19 protein-coding genes are annotated in these 23,626 nt (G+C 39.5%); 4 read left to right on the top strand and 15 right to left on the bottom strand.

All coding sequences use genetic code 11. The features are described from left to right. Positions 1 to 63: 63 nt before the first annotated feature. The 12 genes from asd to IJI01_RS07870 form a co-directional block, all read right to left on the bottom strand. Complete coding sequence (gene asd, locus IJI01_RS07925; protein ID WP_292188381.1) at positions 64 to 1,149, bottom strand: aspartate-semialdehyde dehydrogenase; 1,086 nt, start codon at positions 1,147 to 1,149, stop codon at positions 64 to 66. 116 nt (positions 1,150 to 1,265) lie between these two features. Then, positions 1,266 to 2,654, bottom strand: coding sequence for an argininosuccinate lyase (gene argH / locus IJI01_RS07920; protein WP_292188378.1), 1,389 nt, complete (start codon positions 2,652 to 2,654; stop codon positions 1,266 to 1,268). 597 nt (positions 2,655 to 3,251) lie between these two features. Further along, entirely contained in the window at positions 3,252 to 5,546 is a 2,295-nt protein-coding gene (gene feoB, locus IJI01_RS07915) for a ferrous iron transport protein B (RefSeq protein ID WP_292188375.1), read from the bottom strand. A 70-nt stretch (positions 5,547 to 5,616) separates the two neighbouring features. Next, a complete protein-coding gene (locus IJI01_RS07910; RefSeq protein WP_292188373.1) occupies positions 5,617 to 5,838 on the bottom strand; it encodes a FeoA family protein in 222 nt (73 codons plus the stop codon). A 31-nt stretch (positions 5,839 to 5,869) separates the two neighbouring features. Continuing rightward, positions 5,870 to 6,082 (bottom strand): FeoA family protein, encoded by a 213-nt coding sequence (locus IJI01_RS07905; RefSeq protein ID WP_292188370.1) that lies wholly within the window; start codon positions 6,080 to 6,082, stop codon positions 5,870 to 5,872. A gap of 211 nt (positions 6,083 to 6,293) precedes the next feature. Next, entirely contained in the window at positions 6,294 to 7,661 is a 1,368-nt protein-coding gene (locus IJI01_RS07900; RefSeq protein WP_292188367.1) for an MBL fold metallo-hydrolase, read from the bottom strand. A gap of 281 nt (positions 7,662 to 7,942) precedes the next feature. Beyond that, positions 7,943 to 9,268, bottom strand: a complete 1,326-nt coding sequence (locus IJI01_RS07895; RefSeq protein ID WP_292188364.1) for an ABC transporter substrate-binding protein — start codon at positions 9,266 to 9,268, stop codon at positions 7,943 to 7,945. 109 nt (positions 9,269 to 9,377) lie between these two features. Then, positions 9,378 to 10,217: a carbohydrate ABC transporter permease gene (locus tag IJI01_RS07890; RefSeq protein ID WP_292188362.1), complete on the bottom strand. Its 840-nt coding sequence runs from the start codon at positions 10,215 to 10,217 to the stop codon at positions 9,378 to 9,380. A 12-nt stretch (positions 10,218 to 10,229) separates the two neighbouring features. Next, the gene (locus IJI01_RS07885; protein WP_292188359.1) at positions 10,230 to 11,105 is read right to left on the bottom strand and encodes a carbohydrate ABC transporter permease; all 876 of its coding nucleotides are present in this window, start codon (positions 11,103 to 11,105) and stop codon (positions 10,230 to 10,232) included. Positions 11,106 to 11,127: 22 nt separating this feature from the next. Further along, positions 11,128 to 12,171 (bottom strand): ABC transporter ATP-binding protein, encoded by a 1,044-nt coding sequence (locus tag IJI01_RS07880; protein WP_292188356.1) that lies wholly within the window; start codon positions 12,169 to 12,171, stop codon positions 11,128 to 11,130. A 282-nt stretch (positions 12,172 to 12,453) separates the two neighbouring features. Beyond that, positions 12,454 to 13,845 carry a PhoH family protein gene (locus IJI01_RS07875; RefSeq protein WP_292188353.1) on the bottom strand — a complete coding sequence of 464 codons (1,392 nt, stop codon included), beginning with the start codon at positions 13,843 to 13,845 and terminating at the stop codon, positions 12,454 to 12,456. 179 nt (positions 13,846 to 14,024) lie between these two features. Next, a complete protein-coding gene (locus IJI01_RS07870; RefSeq protein WP_292188350.1) occupies positions 14,025 to 15,668 on the bottom strand; it encodes a SulP family inorganic anion transporter in 1,644 nt (547 codons plus the stop codon). Positions 15,669 to 15,948: 280 nt separating this feature from the next. Between IJI01_RS07870 and IJI01_RS07865 the strand changes: the two genes are divergently transcribed. The 3 genes from IJI01_RS07865 to IJI01_RS07855 all read left to right on the top strand — a co-directional run bounded on the left by IJI01_RS07865 (position 15,949) and on the right by IJI01_RS07855 (position 18,471). Continuing rightward, positions 15,949 to 16,164, top strand: a complete 216-nt coding sequence (locus tag IJI01_RS07865) for a hypothetical protein (RefSeq protein WP_292188348.1) — start codon at positions 15,949 to 15,951, stop codon at positions 16,162 to 16,164. Between the two features lie 110 nt (positions 16,165 to 16,274). Next, a complete protein-coding gene (locus tag IJI01_RS07860; RefSeq protein WP_292188345.1) occupies positions 16,275 to 18,209 on the top strand; it encodes an asparagine synthase-related protein in 1,935 nt (644 codons plus the stop codon). A 103-nt stretch (positions 18,210 to 18,312) separates the two neighbouring features. Next, a complete protein-coding gene (locus tag IJI01_RS07855; RefSeq protein ID WP_292188343.1) occupies positions 18,313 to 18,471 on the top strand; it encodes a hypothetical protein in 159 nt (52 codons plus the stop codon). Positions 18,472 to 18,527: 56 nt separating this feature from the next. On the opposite strand, the gene IJI01_RS07850 is transcribed toward IJI01_RS07855, so the two are convergent. The 3 genes from IJI01_RS07850 to IJI01_RS07840 all read right to left on the bottom strand — a co-directional run bounded on the left by IJI01_RS07850 (position 18,528) and on the right by IJI01_RS07840 (position 21,326). Beyond that, on the bottom strand, positions 18,528 to 19,472 hold the full coding sequence (locus IJI01_RS07850; RefSeq protein WP_292188340.1) for a hypothetical protein: 945 nt from the start codon (positions 19,470 to 19,472) through the stop codon (positions 18,528 to 18,530). A 122-nt stretch (positions 19,473 to 19,594) separates the two neighbouring features. Beyond that, a complete protein-coding gene (locus IJI01_RS07845; RefSeq protein ID WP_292188337.1) occupies positions 19,595 to 20,359 on the bottom strand; it encodes a flagellin in 765 nt (254 codons plus the stop codon). Positions 20,360 to 20,888: 529 nt separating this feature from the next. Then, positions 20,889 to 21,326, bottom strand: coding sequence for a hypothetical protein (locus tag IJI01_RS07840; RefSeq protein ID WP_292188334.1), 438 nt, complete (start codon positions 21,324 to 21,326; stop codon positions 20,889 to 20,891). Between the two features lie 540 nt (positions 21,327 to 21,866). On the opposite strand from IJI01_RS07840, the gene IJI01_RS07835 reads away from it, so the two are divergent. Then, on the top strand, positions 21,867 to 23,444 hold the full coding sequence (locus IJI01_RS07835; RefSeq protein WP_292188330.1) for a helicase HerA-like domain-containing protein: 1,578 nt from the start codon (positions 21,867 to 21,869) through the stop codon (positions 23,442 to 23,444). Positions 23,445 to 23,626 lie beyond the last annotated feature (182 nt).

Below are 23,626 nucleotides of genomic sequence, written 5' to 3'. Positions count from 1 at the left end.
ATAATTTGTGTGGATAAAACCTTTGAGTTTACAGTTACTAGTATTCAATTATATTTTACAACATTATTTTGCATTAATAAATCCACTTGCTTTAAGAAGTTCAGCACACTCAACAGCACCACCTGCTGCTCCACGAAGAGTGTTGTGTGAAAGTCCAACAAACTTCCAGTCATATACTGTATCTTCACGAAGTCTGCCGATGCTGACACCCATACCATTCTCATAGTTAACATCAAGAGTGATCTGTGGTCTGTTGTCCTCCTGCATGTACTGAATAAACTGCTTAGGAGCGCTAGGAAGTCCAAGCTGCTGTGGAAGTCCTGAGAACTTCTCAAGCTTCTCAACAAGCTCTTCCTTTGTTGGGTTCTTCTTAAACTTAACAAAAGCTGCTGCTGTGTGACCATAGAGCACTGGAATTCTGATACACTGACATGTGATCTTAACATCGTCAGCTGGAACAATAACGCCATTCTCAATCTTACCCCAGATTCTAAGTGGCTCTTTTTCTGACTTCTCTTCCTCACCTGAAATGAAAGGAATAACGTTACCTACCATCTCTGGCCACTCTTCGAAGTTCTTACCAGCACCTGAAATAGCCTGGTATGTTGTAGCTACAACCTCGTATGGCTCATACTCTTTCCAAGCTGTAAGAGCTGGTGTATAGCTCTGAATTGAGCAGTTAGGCTTAACAGCGATAAAGCCGTTTGTTGTTCCAAGTCTCTTCTTCTGGAACTCAATTACATCCATGTGCTGAGGGTTTATCTCAGGAATGATCATAGGAACATCAGGAGTCCATCTGTGAGCTGAGTTATTAGAAACTACAGGAGTCTCTGTCTTAGCATACTCTTCCTCGATGTGCTTGATCTCATCCTTGGACATATTAACAGCAGAAAGAACAAAGTCAACGTCTGCTGAAACGCCAGCAACATCAGTAACATCCTTAATAACAAGGTTCTTAACAGAATCAGGAATAGGCTCATCCATCTTCCATCTGCCACCTACAGCCTCTTCATAAGTCTGGCCAGCAGAACGTGGGCTTGCAGCAACTGTTGTTACCTCAAACCATGGATGGTTATTGAGAATAGAGATAAATCTCTGACCTACCATACCAGTTCCACCAAGAACTGCAACTTTTAATTTCTCGCTCATAATAAAACTCCTCCTTAATTATCATAGATATATCTTCAGCACATGAATATACATATAAACCTCCGATGATGTTTCACATCAAATCGGTTTATCTGTACATTCACTTTGCCAAATAATTACTTAAGTTTAAATGTATGTAAGAACTCGTCGCCAAGTTCTAACACCTGCTTCATAGCCTCTGGGCTTGGAGCCCCGATAGTAAGTCTCTTATTAACGCATGTCTGCAGGCTTATCGCATCATATATATCCGAATCGAACATCTCTGAGAATCTCTTAAGCTCTTCGATTTCAAGATCATCTATAGCACAATTCTTATCAATGCAGTACAAAACGAGCCTTCCGATTACTGAATGGGCATCCCTGAATGGCATTCCCTTATTAACCAGATAATCAGCTGCATCTGTTGCATTGGTAAAGCCCATCATCGCACTCTTTTCCATTGCATCTTTATTGAATTTAATAGTTGCAAGCATATCTGTAAAAAGAGTAAGGCAATTGGAGGTATTATCTATAGCATCAAAGAACGCTTCCTTATCCTCCTGCATGTCCTTGTTATATGCAAGTGGTATGCCCTTCATAGTAGTCAGAAGCGACATCAGGTCGCCGTAAACTCTTCCAGTCTTACCACGAACCAGCTCTGCGATATCAGGATTCTTCTTTTGAGGCATTATACTACTGCCTGTAGAATAAGCATCATCTATTGTTACGAATCTGTACTCATTGGAATTCCAGATAATAACTTCTTCTGAAAACCTTGAGAGATGCATCATTATAGTAGAAAGAGCTGACATAAACTCTATCAGGTAATCTCTGTCTGATACAGAATCCATGCTGTTTAGTGTTGGACCAAAGAAATCAAGAAGCTGCGCTGTATACTCTCTATCAAGTGGATAGGTTGTTCCAGCGAGTGCTCCAGCTCCAAGCGGACAATAGTTCATCCTGTTATAGATATCCTTCATCCTGAGGAGATCTCTTTTGAACATTTCATAATAAGCTCCAACATGATGAGCTAATGTAACCGGCTGAGCCTTCTGAAGATGCGTAAAGCCTGGCATATAGGTATCAAGATTATCTTCCATTATCTTATGAAGACACTTTAGCATATTCATAAGAAGCTCTGACATATGTTCCACTTCACCCCTGGCATAAAGCCTCATATCAAGAGCTACCTGATCATTACGACTTCGCCCTGTATGAACCTTTTTACCCGCATCGCCGATTCTCTCTATGAGATTAGCTTCCAAAAAGCTGTGAATATCTTCATATTTGGTTGTGATCTCAAGCTTACCATCAAGAACATCCTGTAAAATAAAATCAAGCCCTTGTACTATCTGGTCCTTCTCTTCCTCAGAAATAATGCCCTGCTTGGCAAGCATGGTTGCGTGAGCCTTGCTACCTCGAACATCTACTTCCAAAAATCTCTTATCAAAAGTAATTGATGCATTAAAATTCCAAGCTAGTTCATTTATACTTCCGGTAAATCTTCCTCCCCAAAGCTGCGCCATTATATAAATCTCCTATAAAAAATTAGAATTAGTTTAAATAAAAGCTGTGATTAGCGATAAATTATAATGTTAAGAAACTGGAAAATGTATATTTCTTGAATATGTCATGAATAACTAATGTATAATACAATCTCTGATGTATATATATACAGTTTAGCCATGCTTTTATAAGTTAAAGTCTTAAAAGATTATAATGCAAACTTAAGATATATAAAAGACCCTTATGGATTAAATATTGCACAATCTTTATTTGATAATTATGAATTGATTGTGCATAAAGACAAATGTCCGTATGACGCGGACACATTTTATCTTTTTGTAAAAAAATAACTGCCCTACAGAAATCATATCTATAAGGCAGTTATCTGATCATTCTAAAGCGTTAATCACTTACATTCTGAGCATCCGGAGTCTTTATGACAATTACAGTTGCAACCACCAGAACATCCAGAGCATCCTTTTCCAGCAAGTTCATTTTTAAATATCTGTACACATTTTCTTCCGCTAAAGAATAGCACAATTGCTAAAACTACTATAACTATAGCATTTCCAATAATAGGTGACATATCACACCTCCAAAATAAATCACACTAAACATCAAGCTGTAGCTTTTACAGAATTCATATTGCCTCTCTTGTCCTCTTCTGTTGCCTGATATCCATTTCTAAAAATGAGATATACAAGGCCAATTAAAAGAGCTATGGCAACAATAGTTCCAAAGCCAAAAGCAACCTCTCCTACAATTAAGCCTCCGAGGTTATAAACAATGAGAGCAAGTACATAAGCCCATCCTGTCATATAACCGATTGCTGCCCATGTCCACTTGGCATTATTCATCTCTCTCTTAATAGCACCAATTGCTGCAAAGCATGGAGCACAAAGAAGATTGAATATCATAAATGAGAATGCAGCGATTGGAGTATAATCTGCTGCTACTCTGTCCCATATCTGATCGCCATTTTCTTCCAGTTCCTCTGCTTCATTATCATAATTATATAGAACTCCAAAAGTTCCAACAACATTTTCTTTGGCTACAAGACCTGTAACTGTCGCAACAGCAGGTTTCCAGTTACCAAATCCAAGTGGCTTGAATACAAACGAGAATGAATTACCAATTCCAGCCAGAAGTGATGCATCCATAGGATTAACTTCATCTTCAGAAACATCCATTTTATCTGCCAGCTCAGTGACATACTCATCGTTTACAATACTTTCATCCTCAAAGAGGTTATCTACCAGCCCAAAGTGACCATTTACTGTACCAAAAGCAGATAAGAACCAGATAATTACAGATGCTACAACAATTACTGATCCAGCTCTTTTAATAAATGACCAGCCTCTCTCCCAGGTAGCGCGAAGAACACCAACAAAAGAAGGAACGTGGTATGTAGGAAGCTCCATAACGAAAGGCGCTGGAATTCCTGCAAATGCCTTAAACTTCTTTAAAATAATACCTGAAAGAATGATAGAACCAATTCCGATAAAGTAAGCTGATGTAGCGATCCATGGTGATCCGCCAAATACAGCACCTGCAATAAGTCCGATAATAGGAAGCTTAGCACCGCAAGGCATAAATGTTGTTGTCATGATTGTCATTCTACGATCACGTTCATTCTCAATAGTACGGCTTGCCATAATGCCAGGAACTCCACAACCTGTAGCAACAAGGCAAGGAATGAATGACTTACCTGAAAGGCCGAACTGTCTGAAGATACGATCCATTACGAACGCTACACGTGCCATGTAACCTACATCTTCCAGAATAGAAAGAAGAAGGAACAAAACAAGCATCTGAGGAACGAAACCAATGACTGCACCAACACCAGCTACGATACCATCCTGAATGAGTCCATAGAGAACTGTGTCCTCTTCAACATGAAGCGCACCAAGTATTGTAGCAAAGAAATCTGGAACCCACTCACCAAAGATAACATCATTAGTAAAGTCAGTAGCTCTTGTACCGATAGATACGCTCCAACCGCCCATAGCAACTGCATAAATAAAGAACATAATAACTACAAAGATAGGAAGACCAAGAATACGGTTTGTAACGATCCTATCGATCTTATCTGATGTAGAAAGCTCTCCCTTAGCTCGTCCTTTCTTGACTGCCTTGGATGTAACACCAGTAATATAGTTATATCTCTCGTTAGTGATGATAGACTCAGCATCATCATCAAGAGCTTTCTCACACTCTTTAACCACTGCATCGATTTCTGCCTTAGTGCTTGCAGTGATGTTCATGGTCTCCATGGCCTTTTCATCATGTTCGAAGGCCTTGATGGCGCTCCAATGAAGTAAACTGTCATCTACTGAGCCTTTAAGAATCCCCTCAATTCTTTCAACCGCAGAAGCCGCTTCTCCAGTAATTACCTTTTTCTGTTCATGTACCTTTTTATTCTTGGCCGCCGCTACAGCCTTCTTAATAAGAGTATCTGTTCCCTCACTCTTAAGCGCTGAAAGCTCAACTACCTCGCAGCCAAGAGCATCTGAAAGAGCCTTAACATCAACCTTATCGCCATTCTTACGAACAAGGTCCATCATGTTAAGTGCAATTATCATAGGAATATTCAGCTCCAGAAGCTGTGTTGTAAGATACAGATTACGCTCAATATTAGTTCCATCTACGATATTGATGATGGCATCAGGCTTCTCTGTAACAAGGTATGTACGAGAAACCACTTCCTCAAGTGTATATGGTGAAAGAGAATAAATACCAGGAAGATCCTGAATGACAACGTCCTTATACTCTGCTCCTTTAAGCTTACCCTCTTTCTTTTCAACAGTAACACCAGGCCAGTTACCAACGTACTGTCTACTTCCTGTCAGATCATTAAACAATGTGGTCTTACCACTATTTGGATTACCCGCTAATGCAATCTTTATTTCCATTTTTTCCTCCTGCTTCTTATAAACAATTATGTCCATGTTAGATGTAGCTAACATTTATTCAAAAAAATAATTACTCAACCTCAACAAACTCAGCATCAGCCTTACGTACTGTCAATTCATAGCCTCTTACGGTTAATTCAATAGGATCTCCAAGAGGCGCAACCTTACGTATGATAACATCCGCACCCTTTGTAAGCCCCATATCCATGATTCTGCGTCTTGTTGGTCCTTCCCCATGCAACTTCTTGATTGTAGCACTCTGTCCGATTTCAACATCTCTAAGTGTCTTCACTTTTCAAATCTCCCTTTCTACTTTTTATTATTTAGATAAAAATGCGATTAGCCAAAGTTTTGTCCAGCGCAATTCTACTGTCCTTAACATTGATGATAAGATTACCGCCATTCTTATTTACAATTGATACTTCCTCTCCAGTAACAAATCCCAGTTCAAAAAGATGCTGTCTGACTTCATCTGTACCAGCAATTTTCTTGATACTAACGATTTCTCCAGCGTTAGCCATTGATAAAGGCATCATGAATACCCCCTTTTATATTTGATAGGTTAGACATCGCTAACCTCGCTATTATAAATATGCGGAGCATTTTGTTACTCTCCGCTAACCGTATGTTAGTTTAGACTAACTGATAAACATTGTCAACGACGTATTTTACACAATTTAATATTAATTTCAAAAAGAGCATGCAAATTTTTCTTTGCATGCTCTTGTGATAATTCATCATTATTATTTACTTGCTACTATAACTCCAGCTCCAGGCGTTGTTCTCATAGAAGCACTCTCCCTTATCAAGAACGATTGTATCGTTTATATTAGGAAGAACAATCTTACCAGCTTTCTTGGACAGGAGCTGTTCTGGTCTGAAGCTATGAAGAGGAATAAGAGTTCTAGGAGCGATATCATCTACCTGTTTCCTGAGATAATACGGCTCTGCATGTCCGCCAAGTCCGCATCTTACTACATTCAATCCAGCAGCATTAAGGAGTGAATAGAACTTGGCATATGAAGGATCATAATCACCAAGTGGAGCTCCATCCATATGAAGGTATACAGATATTACATCTGCAAGCTCAAATAGCTCATAAGCATCCTTGTAATCCTGCTGAAGCACATACTTAGCTGGATCAGAAATAAGGTCTTTTCTGGTAACAACTGGGAAGTCACGTACAAGAGGTGCATTCACGCTTCCTCCATCTGGTACATAAACTGAAAACTTATCTTCCTTATAAAATGCAGCTACGTATTCAGCCTGAACTGGAGAAAGAACCAGTTCTCTTCCCGCTTCCTTTATTACAGAGACAAAGTTATGAATACGTTCTACATTTCTATTGTAATTATTGATTACAATAAGACCTTCTTCATCCTGAGCAAATCCCTTCATCTTCTCAAGAAGAGTATGCTCATTATTCTCTCTGACTGGACCTTCAAGTGAAAGTATATCAATGTCATTGTGACTTATTGTAACACCCTCACTTATCATCACATCAGCGCCCTTACACTTCTGTGCAAATGCAGCGCTTATCTCCGGATGATATCCGTGATATCTGTAATCTCCTGTATAGCAGATACTGCCATCAGGAGTCTGTATCATAAATCCACAAGCACCTATTACATCATGATCTACCTGTACACAGGTAATTGTAATATCTCCTACCGTAACAGATCCATCGTAATCAATAGGAATTATATTCTCATGCTCTCTTATCTCGAGCTCATCCATAACGCCAAGCTCATGATAAAGAGTAGCTGATTCTCTACTCATATACACAGGCATCTTCTGGTCAAGTGCACCAAGCCCGCCCATGTGATCTATATGCATATGGGATATAATAGCAAAAATTTCCTTATCAATCTCGCCAAATCCCTTGATTCCAAGTTTATGAGCAATATCTGGCTCATATATGCCATCTATCGAATTTAATACACCAAGCCTAACATAATCATAAGCTTCCAAACCTTTACGCAAAGGTATTTTACTATCAAGTCTATCAGCATAAGCAAATCCAAAATCAAACAAACAAATAGCATTTTCAGTCTCAACACCAATGACTGTTCCGCCTATTTCCTTAAGTCCACTGTAAAACTTCATTTTAGTCATAAAGACACCTCTAAAAAAAGTTTATAGACAAAATGAGTAGGGAAGATGAGTCTCCCCTACTCATTAATGAATCTCACCACTTTAAGATGTGATTCTCACCACTTAAAAATGATAAACGAATTACTCCGTTGCTTCGCAACTTTCGTAATTCTACAAGAATTCGGAAAACGATATACTCATTTCATTCGTATATCTGTATTCCTCATTCTTGTTCGGTCCTCAAAGTCAAAGCACTTAGTAAGCAAGCTTGCACGTGCTTTGGACTTTTAGTCCCTTTATCATTAATACTGAGCGTTAACAGCCTCAACGATTGTGTCAAGCCATGTCTGAGCATCAGCCTTGTCATATACAAGCTGCTCTACAGTTGAAGGAACTGTTGATCTGATATCATTAGAAGCCTCAAATGTAGGTGAGAAGAAGAAGTCCTTAGCCTGCTCATAGCATGCAGCAGCGCAGATGTTCTCTTCCATGTATGTCTTGTACTCAGCTGTCTCATAAGCTGACTGTCTGATTGGAAGGTATCCTGTACCAACAGCCCACTTTGTCATAGCCTCTGTGCTTGTGATGTACTTGAGGTACTCCCAAGCTGCAAGCTGCTTGTTAGAATCCTGAGCGAACATAACGATGTTTGTACCAGCCATGTTAGCTGCCTTCTTAACGTTTCCTGGAAGTGGAGCTACACCGAGTTCCCATCCCTCAGCCTTGATGTAAGAAACACCAGCTGAAGAACCAACGTAAGAAGCGATCTGCTGATTGCTGATTACGTTTGAGAAGTATCCATCCTCACCTACAAGACGAGCGTACTCGTTGTTGTAAAGGTTTGAAAGGTATGTGAATGTCTCAAGACCCTTCTCGTCGTTGAAAAGAGCGCCTGTAGCATCTACATAGTCAGCACCATCCTGGTGAAGAGAAGCCTCAACTACACCAGCAAGGTCATCATAACCGATGAAAGAAATGCCCTTAGCATCGTAAACTGTCTTAGCAGCAGCCTCAACATCAGCCCATGTCTCAGGAACAGAAATTCCGAGCTCATCGAACATTGTCTTATTGTAGAAAAGAACGTATGTTGACTTGTTGTAAGGAACAGCGTGGATGAAACCGAACTCTGAGCACTCATCACGATAAGCCTCAACTACGTCATCCCAGTTGTCAAAATCGTTAGCTACGAAATCATCAAGCTTAACGATCTTATCAAGGTAAGGTGTAAGCCAGTTGTTGTAAGCCTGTGCAAGATCTGGAAGCGCATCAGCTGCAGCACTTGCCTGAAGCTTTGTCTGAAGGTCGCCGTATGCACCCTGGTTAACAAGAGTAACCTTGATACCATACTCGTTTGAGTTGTTGAACTCGTCTGTGATCTCTGTAAGAACTGCCTCAAGGTTACCATTCATAGCGTGCCAGAATGTTACCTCTGTAGCCTCGATGTTCTTAGCTTCGCTAGCTGGAGCAGCCTCTTCTGTAGCTGTTGAAGCCTCAGCTGCTGGAGTCTCAACTGCCTCAGTAGGCTGAGTCTCTGCTGGAGCCTCTGTGCTAGCCTGTCCGCAACCTGCGAGCATTGATGTTGCCATAGCCATCGCAAGGATGCTTGCACCAATTTTCTTTAACTTCATTTCATAATCCCTCTCTTTCTTAAAAAAAAGCGTATATATCATAAAAGGCTGAAGAAACCTTTAATGATCATAATATGAGCTCTAAATCAGCCCTTTAGTATAACAAAAATTATCCCTTAAGTCCACTCCTTGTTACACCCTCAATGATATACTTTCTAAGGAACAGATAAATGATGATAATAGGCATAACCAGCATACATGAAGCTGCCATGATAAGCTCTGTAGATGAACCAGCCTCAGTCTGGAATCTTACAAGTCCGTTAGACAAAACTCTCATCTCCTGTGAGTTTGTTACAAGAAGTGGCCACAGGAATGCATTCCATGAACTGATAATGTTGAGGATTGCAATTGAGAAGATAGCCTGTTTGTTCATAGGAACCATGATCTTGATCATATACTTGAAATCTGAGCACTTATCTACCTTAGCTGCAAGATACAGAGATTCTGGAACCTGCATAAAGAAACGAGTTAAAAGATAGATATAAAAAGCACTTGAAATCCAAGGAATAATCATAGCCTTGTAGGAATCAATCCACTTAAGGTTGATGATTGTCTCATAGTTAGTGATGATAAGCATCTCACCAGGAATCATAAGTGTAGCAAGGAACAGTGAGAATACTGTCTTCTTTCCTGGGAAATTCAGTCTTGAAAAAGCAAAGGCTGAAAGTACTGTTGTTACAAGGACTCCACATGTTGTGCAGAACGTAACAATAAGTGTATTAACAAAATATCTTGCGAAAGGAGCTGCCTTCCAAGCCTCCTGATAGTTGCTCCACTGAGGAGTTTCAGGGAAAAGACTTGGTGGAATCTGTACAAGTTCTGTTGGTGTCTTAAGTGAAGATGAGATCATCCACACGAAAGGAAGGATTGTAAATACCGCACCAAATATCAGAACTGCATATTTTAATATAGTAGCTATGATATTTCCTACTTTTCTATTCTGTGACATCTTTATTTCCTCTTATTTTTTCTTCTTTTCACCTGTTACTCTCAGCTGGATCTGTGTCATTACAAGAATAATGATAAACAGTACAACTGAACCAGCAGCAGCTACGCCATACTTGTAACTATTGTAGAATTTATCATAAATGTAATAAACAATAGTCATAGCCTTGTTGGCTGGGCCTGCCTTGCCTTGGAAAAGTGAGAATACTTCGTTATATACCTTAAACGCACCGATCATACCGATAACGCTTGAATATACGATCATAGGAGCAAGCTGTGGAACTGTGATTCTGGTAAACACACGAAGCTTAGGTGTTGAATCGATTCTAGCTGCTCTGTAGAGGTCCTCTGGAATAGTCTGAAGACCAGCAAGGAAAATAAGGATGTTGAACGCCATGCTCTTCCAAATAGCGAAGATGATAAGAGCTGGCATAGCATACTCTGGACGATTCAGCCATGGAATAGGATCAATTCCAAAGAATCCAAGAAAATAATTGATAAGTCCATAGTTACTATTGAACATCCATCTCCATACGATACCAATGGCAATAACACTGGTTACATAAGGAAGGAAATATACTGTCTGGAAAAATGCCTTAGTCTTGTTACAGCTATTAATAAGTACTGCAATGATCAGTGAAAGAATGATTGATGCAGGTACCACGCATATTACATAAATAGATGTATTTCTAAGTGAAAGTGCAAAATCAGGATCAGCGAAAAGTGCCTTGTAATTGTCAAAACCAATTGATGAATATCCGTGATTGATGATGCTGTAATCACCTAAAAAGCTCATGATGATAGCTCTGATCAATGGGTAAATTGTGAAAGCTAACATGATGATTATAGATGGAAGGAGATATAAATATCCCTTAAAGCTCTTCTTATCCATTTTGTTCTCCCTTTTTCACCAATTAAAATCTACCAATAAGCTTTTCTGAAGAATCAAATACAAGGATATGTCCCTCACGAACAGAAGCCTTGATAACATCTCCCTCAGCCACATGCATATATGAGTGAACAAGAACACGAACAACTGTCTGACCAAGCTTAGTGAAGAGAAGCAGGTCACGACCTGTCATACGAAGGTTATCAACTGCAAAAGATATTCCATTCTCATCTACATAGAAGGATTCTGGTCTGATACCTGCATGATAATGACCATCTGCAAGCTTAGCACCAGTTCTAAGAACTGCATCGCCAGCTGTAATAACTCCATCCTTAACGTCAACTTCAATGTTGTTGATCTCAGGAGTTCCAAGGAAGTTAGCAACGAACTCGTTAGCTGGGTTAAGGTACATTGTCTGAGGTACCTCGTACTGCTGAAGAACGCCTTCCTTCATAACTGCGATACGATCTGAAATACTCATAGCCTCTTCCTGGTCATGAGTAACGAAGATAGTTGTGATCTTAACTTCCTGCTGAATACGTCTGATCTCTTCTCTTGTTGCTACACGAAGCTTAGCATCAAGGTTAGATAAAGGCTCATCAAGAAGAAGTACCTGTGGCTTCTTAACAAGTGCTCTTGCAATAGCAACTCTCTGCTGCTGACCACCTGAAAGCTCGCTAGGCTTTCTATTCATATATTGATCAATCTTAACAACTTTGGCAATCTCAAGAGCCTCTTCTCTGGCCTGAGCCTTCTTAACTCCACGGTTGATAAGTGGGAATGTAATATTATCCTCAACTGTCATGTGTGGATAAAGAGCATAGTTCTGGAAAACAAGACCAATCTCTCTGTCCTCTGGAGGAATTGATGTTACATCCTTGTCACCAAAGAATATCTTACCCTCTGTAGGTGTTGTAAGTCCTGACAGCATGAAAAGTGTTGTAGACTTACCACAACCAGATGGTCCAAGAAGGCCTACAAGCTCGCCGTCATTGATTCTGAGGTTCATATGATCAACTGCGTTAAGATTACCATATGTTTTTGTCAGATTCTCAATTCTAATGTCCATTTCTTACCCCTAATTCTAAATAAAATAAAAAAGTGTTAAAAGTCGCAAAGAAGATTATACTATATATCCCCAATTTGTAAAATATTTATTAACAAATTAACAAAGTGGCCAAAACGCCCATAAAATAAGGACGAAACCACCCTTAAAGTGGCTCCGTCCACACAATCACTTTGCAAAAAATATTTGTATCCTTAGAACATAAGTATAATCAGCATTATTACGTATTATTTTAAACTCAGTTTCCAAATATGTCAAAAATGTGTTCAAAATATAATAAAAATATTAGAAATTCTCCTTGTCTTTCATCCTATTAATTGCATCCATTGCAAGTTTACTTCTCTCACATTCTGAAGCAGAAAGAGAAATCTGCCATGCAAATGGGCTTCCCTTCATATGTTCAGATGCATAGGACAGTCCATTGGTCCTCTCATCAAGGAATGGTCTGTCTATCTGATTAGGATCGCCCAACAGAATGATCTTGGTATCTTTACCTGCTCTGGTGATAATTCCCTTGGCCTGAGTAGGTGTCATGTTCTGCGCTTCATCTATTATAAGGAAGGTCTTCAGAATAGATCTGCCTCGGATAAAGTTAAGCGCCTCACACTGTACGATTCCCCTCTCGAAGACCTCATCAGTCTTACCCTGCAATTCTTTTTCATCCTTGTAGCGCTCTTCCTCGTTGGAATCTATGAGCTGTTCTAAGTTATCGATAATAGGTCTCATAAGAGGAGAAATCTTCTCCTGCTCATCACCTGGTAAAAAACCTATATCATCATCAAACTGTGAATTAGGCCTGCAGACCAGAATCCTACGGTATTCTCCTGTTGGTCTGTTGATCATCTTCTCAAGACCTACAGCCAGCGAATAGAATGTCTTGGCTGTTCCAGCCATACCCTTGACTATTACAAGTGGTGCCACCTCTGCAGGCTGCATAAGCGCTTCCTGGAGGAAATACTGTCCAGCATTTCTTGGCTTAACACCATAGGGCTGGCACTTTTCATATTCGAGCTTCTTGATAAATCCGCCACTGACACGTCCCATCTGAGTCTTGTTGTTGGACTGGTCTGCTCTGATAACTACAAATTCATTCTCATATAGCTCTGGTGTATACTCGATACCCTCATCATCGCAGCAATACACTTTGCTAACTGGTATTCCTTTTTTCTTGAAATCCTTGAATACATCTTCAGGTGCATATACGGTAATACGGCCACTGTACTGCTCGCCCTCTCCTGCTACCTGCTCTGTAGTAAAGTCCTCTGATTTAACTCCCAGGATCTGAGCCTTAATGCGCATCAGAATATCCTTGGTTACGAGAATTACCTGTTCCTTACTACTATCACTAAGTCCCTTACAAACCTTAAGAATACGGTTATCAGATTTGTACTCTGCCATATCCTTTGGAAGTTCTACATCCTTGAAGTTCTTTTCAACTCTAAGGAAACCTCCATTGTCAAGTTCAACGCCCTTGACCAAATCCCCTGCGCCTCTTAGCTGCTCCAAAATCCTGATGGCCTCACGGACGTTTGCTCCTCGCTCGCCCTCATCCCTCTTGTGGCCATCGAGTTCCTCCAAGACTACCAGCGGAAGAACGACCTCGTTATCATCAAAGCACTTAAGAGCATGAGGTGCCTGAATCAAAACGTTGGTGTCCAATACGTAGATCTTCTTCATGCGTAGGTCCCCCTTATTTGTATGACTTATATGTTCATTATACCATATCTTGTGTTTCGAAAAGGCAAAAACTCTAAATATTAATTTACATCAATAAAGGAGATACCGGATAAAACCAGTATCTCCTCTAATATTCAATATTCTATATTAATGAAAATATGTTTACGAACAATAATACATCAAATCTCAGCTGCTCTCTTAAGCGCATCATCAATGTGAGGCTGGAAGTTCTCTCTACCAACAAGGTCAACAAATCCATCCTTTTCCATTGTGTTCATAGGCTGCTCATTAACATGTGAAAAGACAAGCTGAACGCCGTTCTTCTGACATCTCTCGTAGAGCTGCTCAAATGAGTGCATAGCTGTTGCATCAATTGCTGGAACACCACGCATTCTTATAACAAGAGCTCTTGTGAAGTCCTTGAAGCTGATAGCAGCAATCTGCTCAGCATCACCAAAGAACATCGGTCCACTGATCTCATAAACTCTTACGTGCTTAGGAATATCCTTAAGTCCTGGGCCGTCTGGATCATCCTCTGGATCATAGTACTTCCAACCACGGACTCTGGACTCTTCGCTCATTCTCTTCATGAACAGGAGGCATGCAAGAACCATACCAACCTCAATAGCTACAACAAGATCGAATACGATTGTAAGAACAAAGGTTGTAACAAGTACGATGATATCGCTCTTAGGAGCAGTCTTAACCAGATGAAGGAACGTCTTATACTGGCACATATTATAAGCAACCATGAAAAGAATAGCTGCAATAGTAGGCATTGGAATAAGTGCTGCATATGGCATGAGTACGAGAAGTACAAGTACAAGACATACAGAATGAACCATACCAGCTATAGGTGTTCTACCACCATTCTTGATATTAGCTGCTGTACGGGCAATAGCTCCAGTTGCAGGAATACCACCAAAAAGAGCTGAACCGATGTTACCAGCACCTTGAGCTACAAGCTCCATGTTGGATCTGTGCTTGGAATCGATCATGCTGTCAGCAACAACGCATGAAAGAAGTGACTCAATAGCAGCAAGGATAGCGATTGTAACACCATCTCCTGCCACAGAAGTAAGTGTACTAAAACTAAATTCTGGAATAGTAAGCTTAGGGAGCTGTCCCTTGATCTCATAGAGATCACCAATTGTATTAACATTCATGCCAAGGAACTTGACCATAAGAATTCCCACGATAACTGCAATAAGTGATCCAGGAATCTTCTTGTTAACCTTAGGCCATACAATCTGAATAACAAGACATACCATACCTACGATAAATGCCTGATAATTGAATGTTCCGATATTGCGTGCAATAGCAGAAGCCTTATCTACTGTCTCTACAGTAGCAGTTCCAGCCGGATAAGTAAGTCCAAGGAAGTCCTTAACCTGTCCGATAGCGATTGTAACAGCAATTCCGGCTGTAAAACCTGTTGTAATAGTATAAGGAATAAACTTGATAAGTGATCCAAGTTTGAATACCCCCATTAAGATAAGAAGAACTCCGGCAAAAATAGTTGCAAGAGCGAGCCCTTCCATTCCCTTATTAGCAACAATGCCGGCAACAATTGTCGCGAACGCAGCTGTAGGTCCGGCGATCTGAACTCTGCTACCACCAAGGAATGAAATAATAAATCCTGCAACAATTGCAGTGTAAAGACCTTCCTCTGGGCCAACTCCGGATGTAAGCGCCAGAGCAATTGATAAAGGAAGTGCAATGATAGCTACAATAATACCAGCTACTACATCCTGTGCCAGCTGCTTACGAGTGTAACCCTTGAGGGCTGTAAACAGCATCGGCTTTAATCTCTCGTTTTCCATAATATCCTCCAAGTATTTACAATAAACCCGATATAACCGAGCCAATTATCGGTTATAAAGCCTATGAAATTATAGTCCTATGTATGAATGCGGTCAATAAAAAAATACATCATTAGTTTTCAAAAAGTTATATCTCAAATCTCTAAATTGTCGAAATATTCTATCTTTATAAAAAAGCATTTGTTACTTTTTTGTTAGAATTCGATACATACAGAAACAAATATTGTATATTACATGAAGTCGGGAATATTTTTTATGATTATTAAGGAGAAAAAAAGGTATGAAAAAGTGGAATAACGCAGAGATCGTTGCACTTGATCTCAACAAGACAGAGAATGGTTGGCATGAATTATGGACAGAAGGTGAATGCATTTGCATCCCTTGGCCACATCAGGCAATAACTGGAGATATTCCAACTCAGACTGGCAATGAACCACAGACTACAGGTGATCAGCCTACAGGCGATTCTGGTACAACTACAGATAGACTTTCATAATAGATACTATTTGTTAGAAACTAGTTTTCATGTTAATATCGAGGATGTGTAAACTTATGGTTTACACATCCTTTTTTACTGTTCTTTTCACTATGCAAGGAGAATTCTACATGAGTGGAATTTATGGAATAATCAACAAACAATATGATCAGCCCACAACAGAGACCTGTTTGAATTATTTATCTAGTTGGAACAAGGCTTATGGAAATAATACAATCAATTCTTACTTTTCTCCTAATCTGGGAATAGGAATCAGTACTGAACATATCACTAATACTCCAGTCAATCAGACCCCCATAATAAGTGAGAACAATGTAACAGCTGTAATAGATACGATTATATATAATAGAAATGATCTTATATACAAATACAATCTTTCTTCCTCTTATTCAGACGAAAAATTACTCTTTGCATTGATTACTAAATATGGATTAGATGAGCTGAGACATGTAAATGGTGATTTTGCAGGAGCATTATACGACTCGCAAGCGAAAACTCTGGTTCTTTTCACCGATCATATGGGTATTCGTCCCTTATATTATTATAAGTCCGATTCTTGTATCTCTTTTTCAACCGACATACGCGGACTCATAGCGCTCCCTGATATAAGCGCTGATATTAATCCTGAATATCTATTTAATATGATCAATGGTTATACTACAACATCACACAATCAGACTGAGTATTCCGATATATACATTGTTACACCTGCCACATATTTTACAATCGATATATCTAAAGACATATACAGCTACTCCGAAAAATCGTATTGGAAGCTAGGCTCTCATAAAATCAAATACCTATCCAACAAAAAATACATTTCAAAAATGAGAGAATTAATATCAGGCTCAATACGAAAAAGACTAGAAGTTTTTCCTGGTCTTATCGGTGCAGAGTTATCTGGAGGGCTTGATTCTGGAGCAATAGATATTCTGATTAACAGATTTGGAAGAAAAGCGGTTTTCTACTCCTGGTCATTTGATACCAATGATGTTCCAATTGTTCCAAATGATGAGCGTCTCATCATCCAGGATATCTGCGATCATGAAAATATATCCTGTAATTATAGAAGAAAGAAATATAATTATATGGATTCCAATTTATATAAAAGTCATAAAGAAGCAGGGCTATCAATTAATCCCAATAGCAACTTTGTTGATAACTGTGCTCTTCCACTTTTTATAGATACTCCTGCTCTATCTCAGACCGCACAATTCATCAGCGAAAGCGGTAGTAACGTTGTTTTCACGGGTCATGGTGGTGACGAAGGAGTAAGTCACAGAGCTGATTCTTATGAGCTTTTATACAATAAAGAATATTTCCATTGTCTTAAATGCTTGTATGACCAGACAAAAGGGCAGAGCAACCGACTAATTAAAACCATAAAACAATTCAGATATAAAAAAGCGCGAGGTTACAGCTACCAGAACGATCCTTACAAATCATACCTTAATGCTCCAGATATTTTGAGACAGGATTTCAAAGATAAATACACAGACTATAAAGCTACACCATTTTATTTTCCCTTTGATGCCATCAGTTACATTAACTCAGGAGCCACTCAGGTAAGAATACGAGTCGCTACTTTATTTGGTGCTTATTCCGGAGCGAGATATATCTTCCCTTATTTAGACTACGAAGTAATAGATTATGCTGTCTCTATTCCGCGTCATATGTATATAAAGAATAACCAGAACAGGTATATTTTCCGCCAGGCCTTTAAAGATATTTTTCCAAAATCTCTTTATGAACTTACATCCAAGATAAGTCCCAGTACTGACGTCCCTGTTGATGAAGAAGATGAACAGGACAATGGTAAGGACAAGGATTGGTTTGAAGAACAAAAAAAATCAGCAGAATATCTATGCAACAGAATCGACAGAGACTTTTGGGGTAGATTCCTTGATTTTGATGTAATAGATAAATTGAAAGAATCAGATATGCCGACAACTAACGAAGATATTATGCACTATCAAAATGTTTTATCACTTCTTTCAAAATGCTACCAGTTTCAAAATACTGTAAAAAAGATCAAAAATTTATAATCTGTTTATTATTGTTACAATTTTGATAGAAAGGTTTACGTCCACGCGTTTTTATCAGATAATGTTTCTATCCAAGATTTTATTATGAAGGGAGAGATGCGGTATGAAAAATTGGACAAAGCCAGAAATCAACTCTATCAGCATCGAGAACACAGAAGTGTTCAAGACACTTGAGAAGATCAGTCGTCCTGATCCTTCTACTGCTTTGGATGTTGTAGTTGTTAAATCAGAGGGATCATCAGATATTGAAATCCAGTCATGATCGACATCTAACATGCAAATGATAACAGCCACAGGAATTTTCCTGTGGCTGTTTTATTATACTTCTTCGCCTCTATAAATTTTCTCAACTATATCTGCTATTTTTTCCTGAGAATTGCCTTCTATTGGTCTGGCAATCAGATATACCGGACAGTTAGCTGCAACCTTAAGGCAGAGCTCACTATACTCTTTACTATTCTCCCAATCTCCCTTAAGTCTATGAAGAAAAACATTCTGTCTGATAGACAACAGCTGGTTAAGGCCTGTCATCTTCTGAACTTCTACGTCATCAACATTAGTGGCAACCACCAGAAAAATGAGGAATTTAAGTTTCTGCGGATCTGATACAAACTTATCCTTAACTGGGACAAGAAACTTATCTTTTGCCTCATCAATATAAATGAGCTCATCCATGTTAAAGTTTCTACTCTCAACTTCATTTCTGCAAAGCTTCTGATATGGAAATGCCGGATATACAAAAGCGTTCTCTTTATCCTCACCTGGAGCTGTCTGTAGTCTGACAGCTGCTACATCATCAGCCATGATCTTGAAGCCTCTCTCGAGCATTTTCCTTGTAAGAGATGATTTACCTGCTCCCATCTCTCCAGAAATGAGGAAAGCACCATTTTCGCCAGATACTGCGCTGCAATGAATGGCAATTGTTCTTCTCTCATATAAAAGAATAGCCATGCAATATCCCAGAAGCCACGCTGATACTGTCTGTGGCATATAGCCCTCTTTGGTCTCAAAAATTATATCTCTGCCATTCTTGATTGCATAAAAGCCTCCCTTGTTAAAAAAGTATGAGGCTTCTGATGCGATATGATATTGCTTATCTAACGCATCTGCCTTGGTAATAACATCCATCACTTCATCAGAGCACTTTTCCTGTTTGATATAAATAGTATTATCTAAAGAGCCTTCATCCTCTCTGGCTCTTTCCAGCTGAATAAACTCAACTTCCGATTCTACTATAAGTCCATAAATCCTATATCTATTCACATTGACCCCCGAAAGCAAAATAGTCATATAAAGTATAGCAAAAAATGGAATACGGAGAAAGCCGAAATGACAGCTCTCTCCGTATTCTGGAAAATGTTATGTTAAGAAAATGGTCTAAGTTATTATGCAAAAATCGCCATGGATTTCTGCTGCTCGTCTTCCTGACGCTGTTTCTGAAGTACAGCCTGATAGGAATCAAGAGCCTGTTTGGTCTTAAGTTCCTGAAGAGCTGCTGTTGCATTGTCCTCTTCTTTGTCCATCTGATAACCATTGAGCTCCATAGCGGCATGCGAATTATATGAAAGCGCATGCTCAACGCCGTTTGTCTGAGCTCCAGTTTCAGATCTCTGACCAGAAACCTTTTCGAGCGCCTTATCTATAACGCTCATATCGAAATCGCCTGTTACATCATACCCTGTAATACCAAGCGCATCTGTTGTAGCATTATTTGTTGAAACAGTCTCTGTTGAGCCATTTCCATCAGAAGCAACCTTTAGAGAACCATCATTATTAGTAAGGTTCTTTTCATTATAGGTTGTACTCTCTGCTGTCTCATTGATGCCCTTTAAGTATTCTTTTATCTGAGCCTGAATACTCTCCTTATCATCTTGTGAAAGAGTTCCATTCATTGCCTTAACAGATAACTCTTTAATGGACTGAAGATAATCTTCAACTCCTGAAAGAGCTCCCTCTTCTATATTAAGTGCTGATTTTGCTGAAGTGAGATTTTCTGATCCGGCATCAAGTCCTTTAACCTGGGACTGTGTCTTTTCCTGAATTGCGAGACCTGCAGCATCTTCCGCTGCTTTATTTATTTTGCCACCACTGGCTATTGTAGAATATGCGGAATAATCTTGATATCCGCCTACAGAGGATATACTACTCATAAAGACCTCCTAGATTCCTTGCATCCCTGCAAAAACAAACCATCCATGCAACATGCTTCCCTGCATAACTTACGCATCCATGCTGTGCATCCCTGCAAAAAACCTAAATGGCCTCCATGCCATTTCTTGTTAAGCTCATCGTAGCACCATGAAGTCCAAAATATTATAAAATAAGTATTAAATCAGGCCTAAAATGGAGCTCAATTTCACTGTTCATGGGCATGTATTGTAATTAAGATTCACTCAGACAGCCTTCATAGAATGTATGTCGATTTTTCACATTTTATAATAATTTTCTTCACTTTTTGAACACAATTAGGGTTTAGTATAATAACCAAGTTAGTGATGCAGCTCGGTTCACGAATCTATTCGGAACCTAATCACTATCTCCCCCTCATAAGAAAATCGCAGGCACTCACGTCCCCCCGTGGGTGTTTTTGCGTTATAGGAATAAATATATTAAAAATGCCGATGACCAGATTAATTCTGATCATCGGCATTCATATTTATATAGAATAAAAAGATCTAATTAATTACCATACTTACCATATAACTCCGCCAGCTGTGCAAGCTCTTCCGGTGATAGATTCTCTGCAGCATATTTCATAAGGCCGTCTTTATCTCCGTCAGAAACATATCCCATAACTTCAGAAACAGACTCAGCATCCATATGATTCTCTACAATCTCAGTAACTACTTCTTTATCTTCTTCAGATAAGTTCTCCAGAATCTGCGTCACCTGAGAATCTTCTCCTGCAACTTTTACTGCATTCTCAGTCAGAACTTCTACTGTTTTTTCTGCTGCAGCTTTTTTAAATGAACTTTTCAACATTGGTAAAGCGTAATTTATGAACAATAAAACGACCACACCCAAAATAACAAGTGACATCATCAGCTTTCCAAAACCGCTGTTTTTATGGGCCTTTGCAGTGTTTTTATGTGTTTTATTTCGATTATTTTTTGACATTTTTTCTTATTCTCCTATAAATAATTTAGAATAGGTCATACTTCTTTTAGAGTTCAGTCACAATTTGGCAACAGTTACCTTGTAATATATACCTATCAGAAGGACATACCTTCTGAACCCCCAACAATACTTTTTTTCATACACGGGTTGTCTGGTTCCCCACTAGGCAACCCCTCCTCCCAAAAATCCACCACCTTCCGAGGTGGTTTTTTTATGGAAAAAAAGACTTCATTTTTCAATGATAATCCTCATAAGTACCAATTTCAACTAATATCATATGGTTTTAAAAATATGGAAAAAAAATGTTTTTCCTAAAATATTTTTAGGTATTTTTAAGGTTAACCATCTATATTTATATACAGAAAGGATAAACACTTTCATAACAACTTTTTTACACCAGCCGGAGTAGAACCTCATACTACTCCGGCACTCCCTATTAATAGAGATTTTCTCGTGCATAAGTACTTCAATCCCGCTGTAGCCGTGCTATAATTGTCTTTAAGAGTGTTAGCCGACTTTTTCGGCGGAATGGAGAAAGGTATGTATAAAGACGGGAAAATTTGGGTAGCTAATAACGAAAATGGGGAAAATGTATTTCTTTTACCTAAGATGGCAAACAGACATGGTCTTGTAGCTGGTGCAACAGGTACCGGTAAAACTATCACACTCAAGGTTCTTGCTGAATCCTTCAGTGATATGGGCGTTCCAGTATTCCTTGCTGATGTTAAGGGTGATCTTTCCGGAATGGTCAAGGAAGGTGTAGATTCTGAGGATATGCAAAAGAGAATCCAGAAGTTCGGCCTTGACGAAGCTGGCTTTAAGTATCAGAAATATCCTTCAACTTTCTGGGATGTCTTTGGTGAAAATGGTATTCCACTTCGCACCACAGTTTCAGAGATGGGTCCACTTCTTCTTGCAAGAATCCTGGGGCTTAATGATCTTCAGAGTGATATTCTCACAATTACATTCAAGATTGCAGATGACAATGAGCTGCTCCTTGTAGATACCAAGGATCTGAAGGCAATGCTCAATTATATATCTGAGAACAGCAAAGAGTTCGCTGCTTCCTATGGTAATATCAGCAAAGTTTCTATTGCTGCTATCGTTCGCGCTATCGTTGCACTCGAGATGGCTGGCGGCGACAAGTTCTTCTTTGAGCCTGCTCTAAATATCAAGGACTGGTTCACAACAGGCGAAGGCGGTAAGGGAATGATCAACATTCTCGACAGCACAAGCCTTATCAATAACGGTAAATTATACGCCACTTTCCTTCTGTGGATGATGTCTGAGCTCTTCGAGACACTTCCAGAGGTTGGTGATCTCGATAAACCTAAGATGGTATTTTTCTTTGACGAAGCTCACCTTCTTTTTGATGATGCTCCTAAGCTTCTCATGGACAAGATTGAGCAGGTTGTTAAGCTCATCAGATCCAAGGGCGTTGGTATTTACTTTGTAACTCAGAATCCAAGAGATATTCCAGACGGCGTACTTGCTCAGCTCGGTAACAAGATTCAGCACGCGCTTCACGCTTACACTCCTTCTGATATGAAAGCTGTTAAGGCTGCTGCTGATTCCTTCAGAGAGAATCCTAATTTCAAGACAGCTGATGTCATTCAGGAACTGGGCGTTGGTGAAGCTGTATGTTCATTCCTTGATGAGGCCGGTACTCCAACTGTTGTAGAAAGAGTCAAGATTCTTCCTCCTCAGAATCTCATGGGCGGAATTGATGAAGCTACCAGAGAAAAAGAGATCAAGCAGAGCGTACTCTACAGCAAATACTACGAGCCAGAAGATCCAGATTCAGCTTACGAATTCCTTGAGAGAAAGGGAATCGCTGATGCAGAAGCTGCTGCTAAACTCAAGGCTGAGGAAGAAGCTGCTAAGGCTAAGGCAAAAGAGGAAGCCGCTGCTGCAAAGGCTAAAGCTAAAGAAGAAGCTGCTGAAGCTCGTAAGAAGAAACAAGCTGCCAAGACAGTCGGCAACGCTGTTGTTGGAACCGTCGGCCGAGAAGTTGGTAAAACCCTTGGTGGCAAATTCGGTAAGTTCGGTAAGACACTTGGTGGAAACCTTGGTGCATCTCTCGGACGTGGAATTCTTTCAACATTCTTCAAGTCATAATATAATCAGAAAACTAAAGGAAACAATTAAGAGCCAGGAGCTTGAACAGGGGTCTGTCAAGTAAACAAGTTAAATAAACAAATTAAGCATAGAAAAAAGGTGATCACTTCATAGGATGTGGTCACCCTTTTTGATTATCGAGATTATATTCAGCTTGCAATGATGACGGCCTTAGCTGTCAC

It is taken from the genome of Butyrivibrio sp. (assembly GCF_017433805.1).
In the GTDB taxonomy this organism is placed as follows: Bacteria; Bacillota; Clostridia; order Lachnospirales; family Lachnospiraceae; genus Butyrivibrio.
The sequence above is the reverse complement of the archived record's forward strand: the minus strand, read 5'-3'. Positions and strand labels throughout refer to the sequence as shown.

What these genes read in the sequence shown, in the direction of transcription:
- IJI01_RS07875 (WP_292188353.1), bottom strand. Translation starts at nt 13,845, where the DNA reads ATGAAGAAGATCTACGTATTGGACACCAACGTTTTGATTCAGGCACCT.
- IJI01_RS07905 (WP_292188370.1), bottom strand. Translation starts at nt 6,082, where the DNA reads ATGATGCCTTTATCAATGGCTAACGCTGGAGAAATCGTTAGTATCAAG.
- IJI01_RS07840 (WP_292188334.1), bottom strand. Translation starts at nt 21,326, where the DNA reads ATGTCAAAAAATAATCGAAATAAAACACATAAAAACACTGCAAAGGCC.
- IJI01_RS07835 (WP_292188330.1), top strand. Translation starts at nt 21,867, where the DNA reads ATGTATAAAGACGGGAAAATTTGGGTAGCTAATAACGAAAATGGGGAA.
- IJI01_RS07855 (WP_292188343.1), top strand. Translation starts at nt 18,313, where the DNA reads ATGAAAAATTGGACAAAGCCAGAAATCAACTCTATCAGCATCGAGAAC.
- IJI01_RS07880 (WP_292188356.1), bottom strand. Translation starts at nt 12,171, where the DNA reads ATGGACATTAGAATTGAGAATCTGACAAAAACATATGGTAATCTTAAC.
- IJI01_RS07865 (WP_292188348.1), top strand. Translation starts at nt 15,949, where the DNA reads ATGAAAAAGTGGAATAACGCAGAGATCGTTGCACTTGATCTCAACAAG.
- argH (WP_292188378.1), bottom strand. Translation starts at nt 2,654, where the DNA reads ATGGCGCAGCTTTGGGGAGGAAGATTTACCGGAAGTATAAATGAACTA.
- IJI01_RS07885 (WP_292188359.1), bottom strand. Translation starts at nt 11,105, where the DNA reads ATGGATAAGAAGAGCTTTAAGGGATATTTATATCTCCTTCCATCTATA.
- IJI01_RS07870 (WP_292188350.1), bottom strand. Translation starts at nt 15,668, where the DNA reads ATGGAAAACGAGAGATTAAAGCCGATGCTGTTTACAGCCCTCAAGGGT.
- IJI01_RS07890 (WP_292188362.1), bottom strand. Translation starts at nt 10,217, where the DNA reads ATGTCACAGAATAGAAAAGTAGGAAATATCATAGCTACTATATTAAAA.
- IJI01_RS07895 (WP_292188364.1), bottom strand. Translation starts at nt 9,268, where the DNA reads ATGAAGTTAAAGAAAATTGGTGCAAGCATCCTTGCGATGGCTATGGCA.
- feoB (WP_292188375.1), bottom strand. Translation starts at nt 5,546, where the DNA reads ATGGAAATAAAGATTGCATTAGCGGGTAATCCAAATAGTGGTAAGACC.
- IJI01_RS07860 (WP_292188345.1), top strand. Translation starts at nt 16,275, where the DNA reads ATGAGTGGAATTTATGGAATAATCAACAAACAATATGATCAGCCCACA.
- IJI01_RS07845 (WP_292188337.1), bottom strand. Translation starts at nt 20,359, where the DNA reads ATGAGTAGTATATCCTCTGTAGGCGGATATCAAGATTATTCCGCATAT.
- asd (WP_292188381.1), bottom strand. Translation starts at nt 1,149, where the DNA reads ATGAGCGAGAAATTAAAAGTTGCAGTTCTTGGTGGAACTGGTATGGTA.
- IJI01_RS07900 (WP_292188367.1), bottom strand. Translation starts at nt 7,661, where the DNA reads ATGACTAAAATGAAGTTTTACAGTGGACTTAAGGAAATAGGCGGAACA.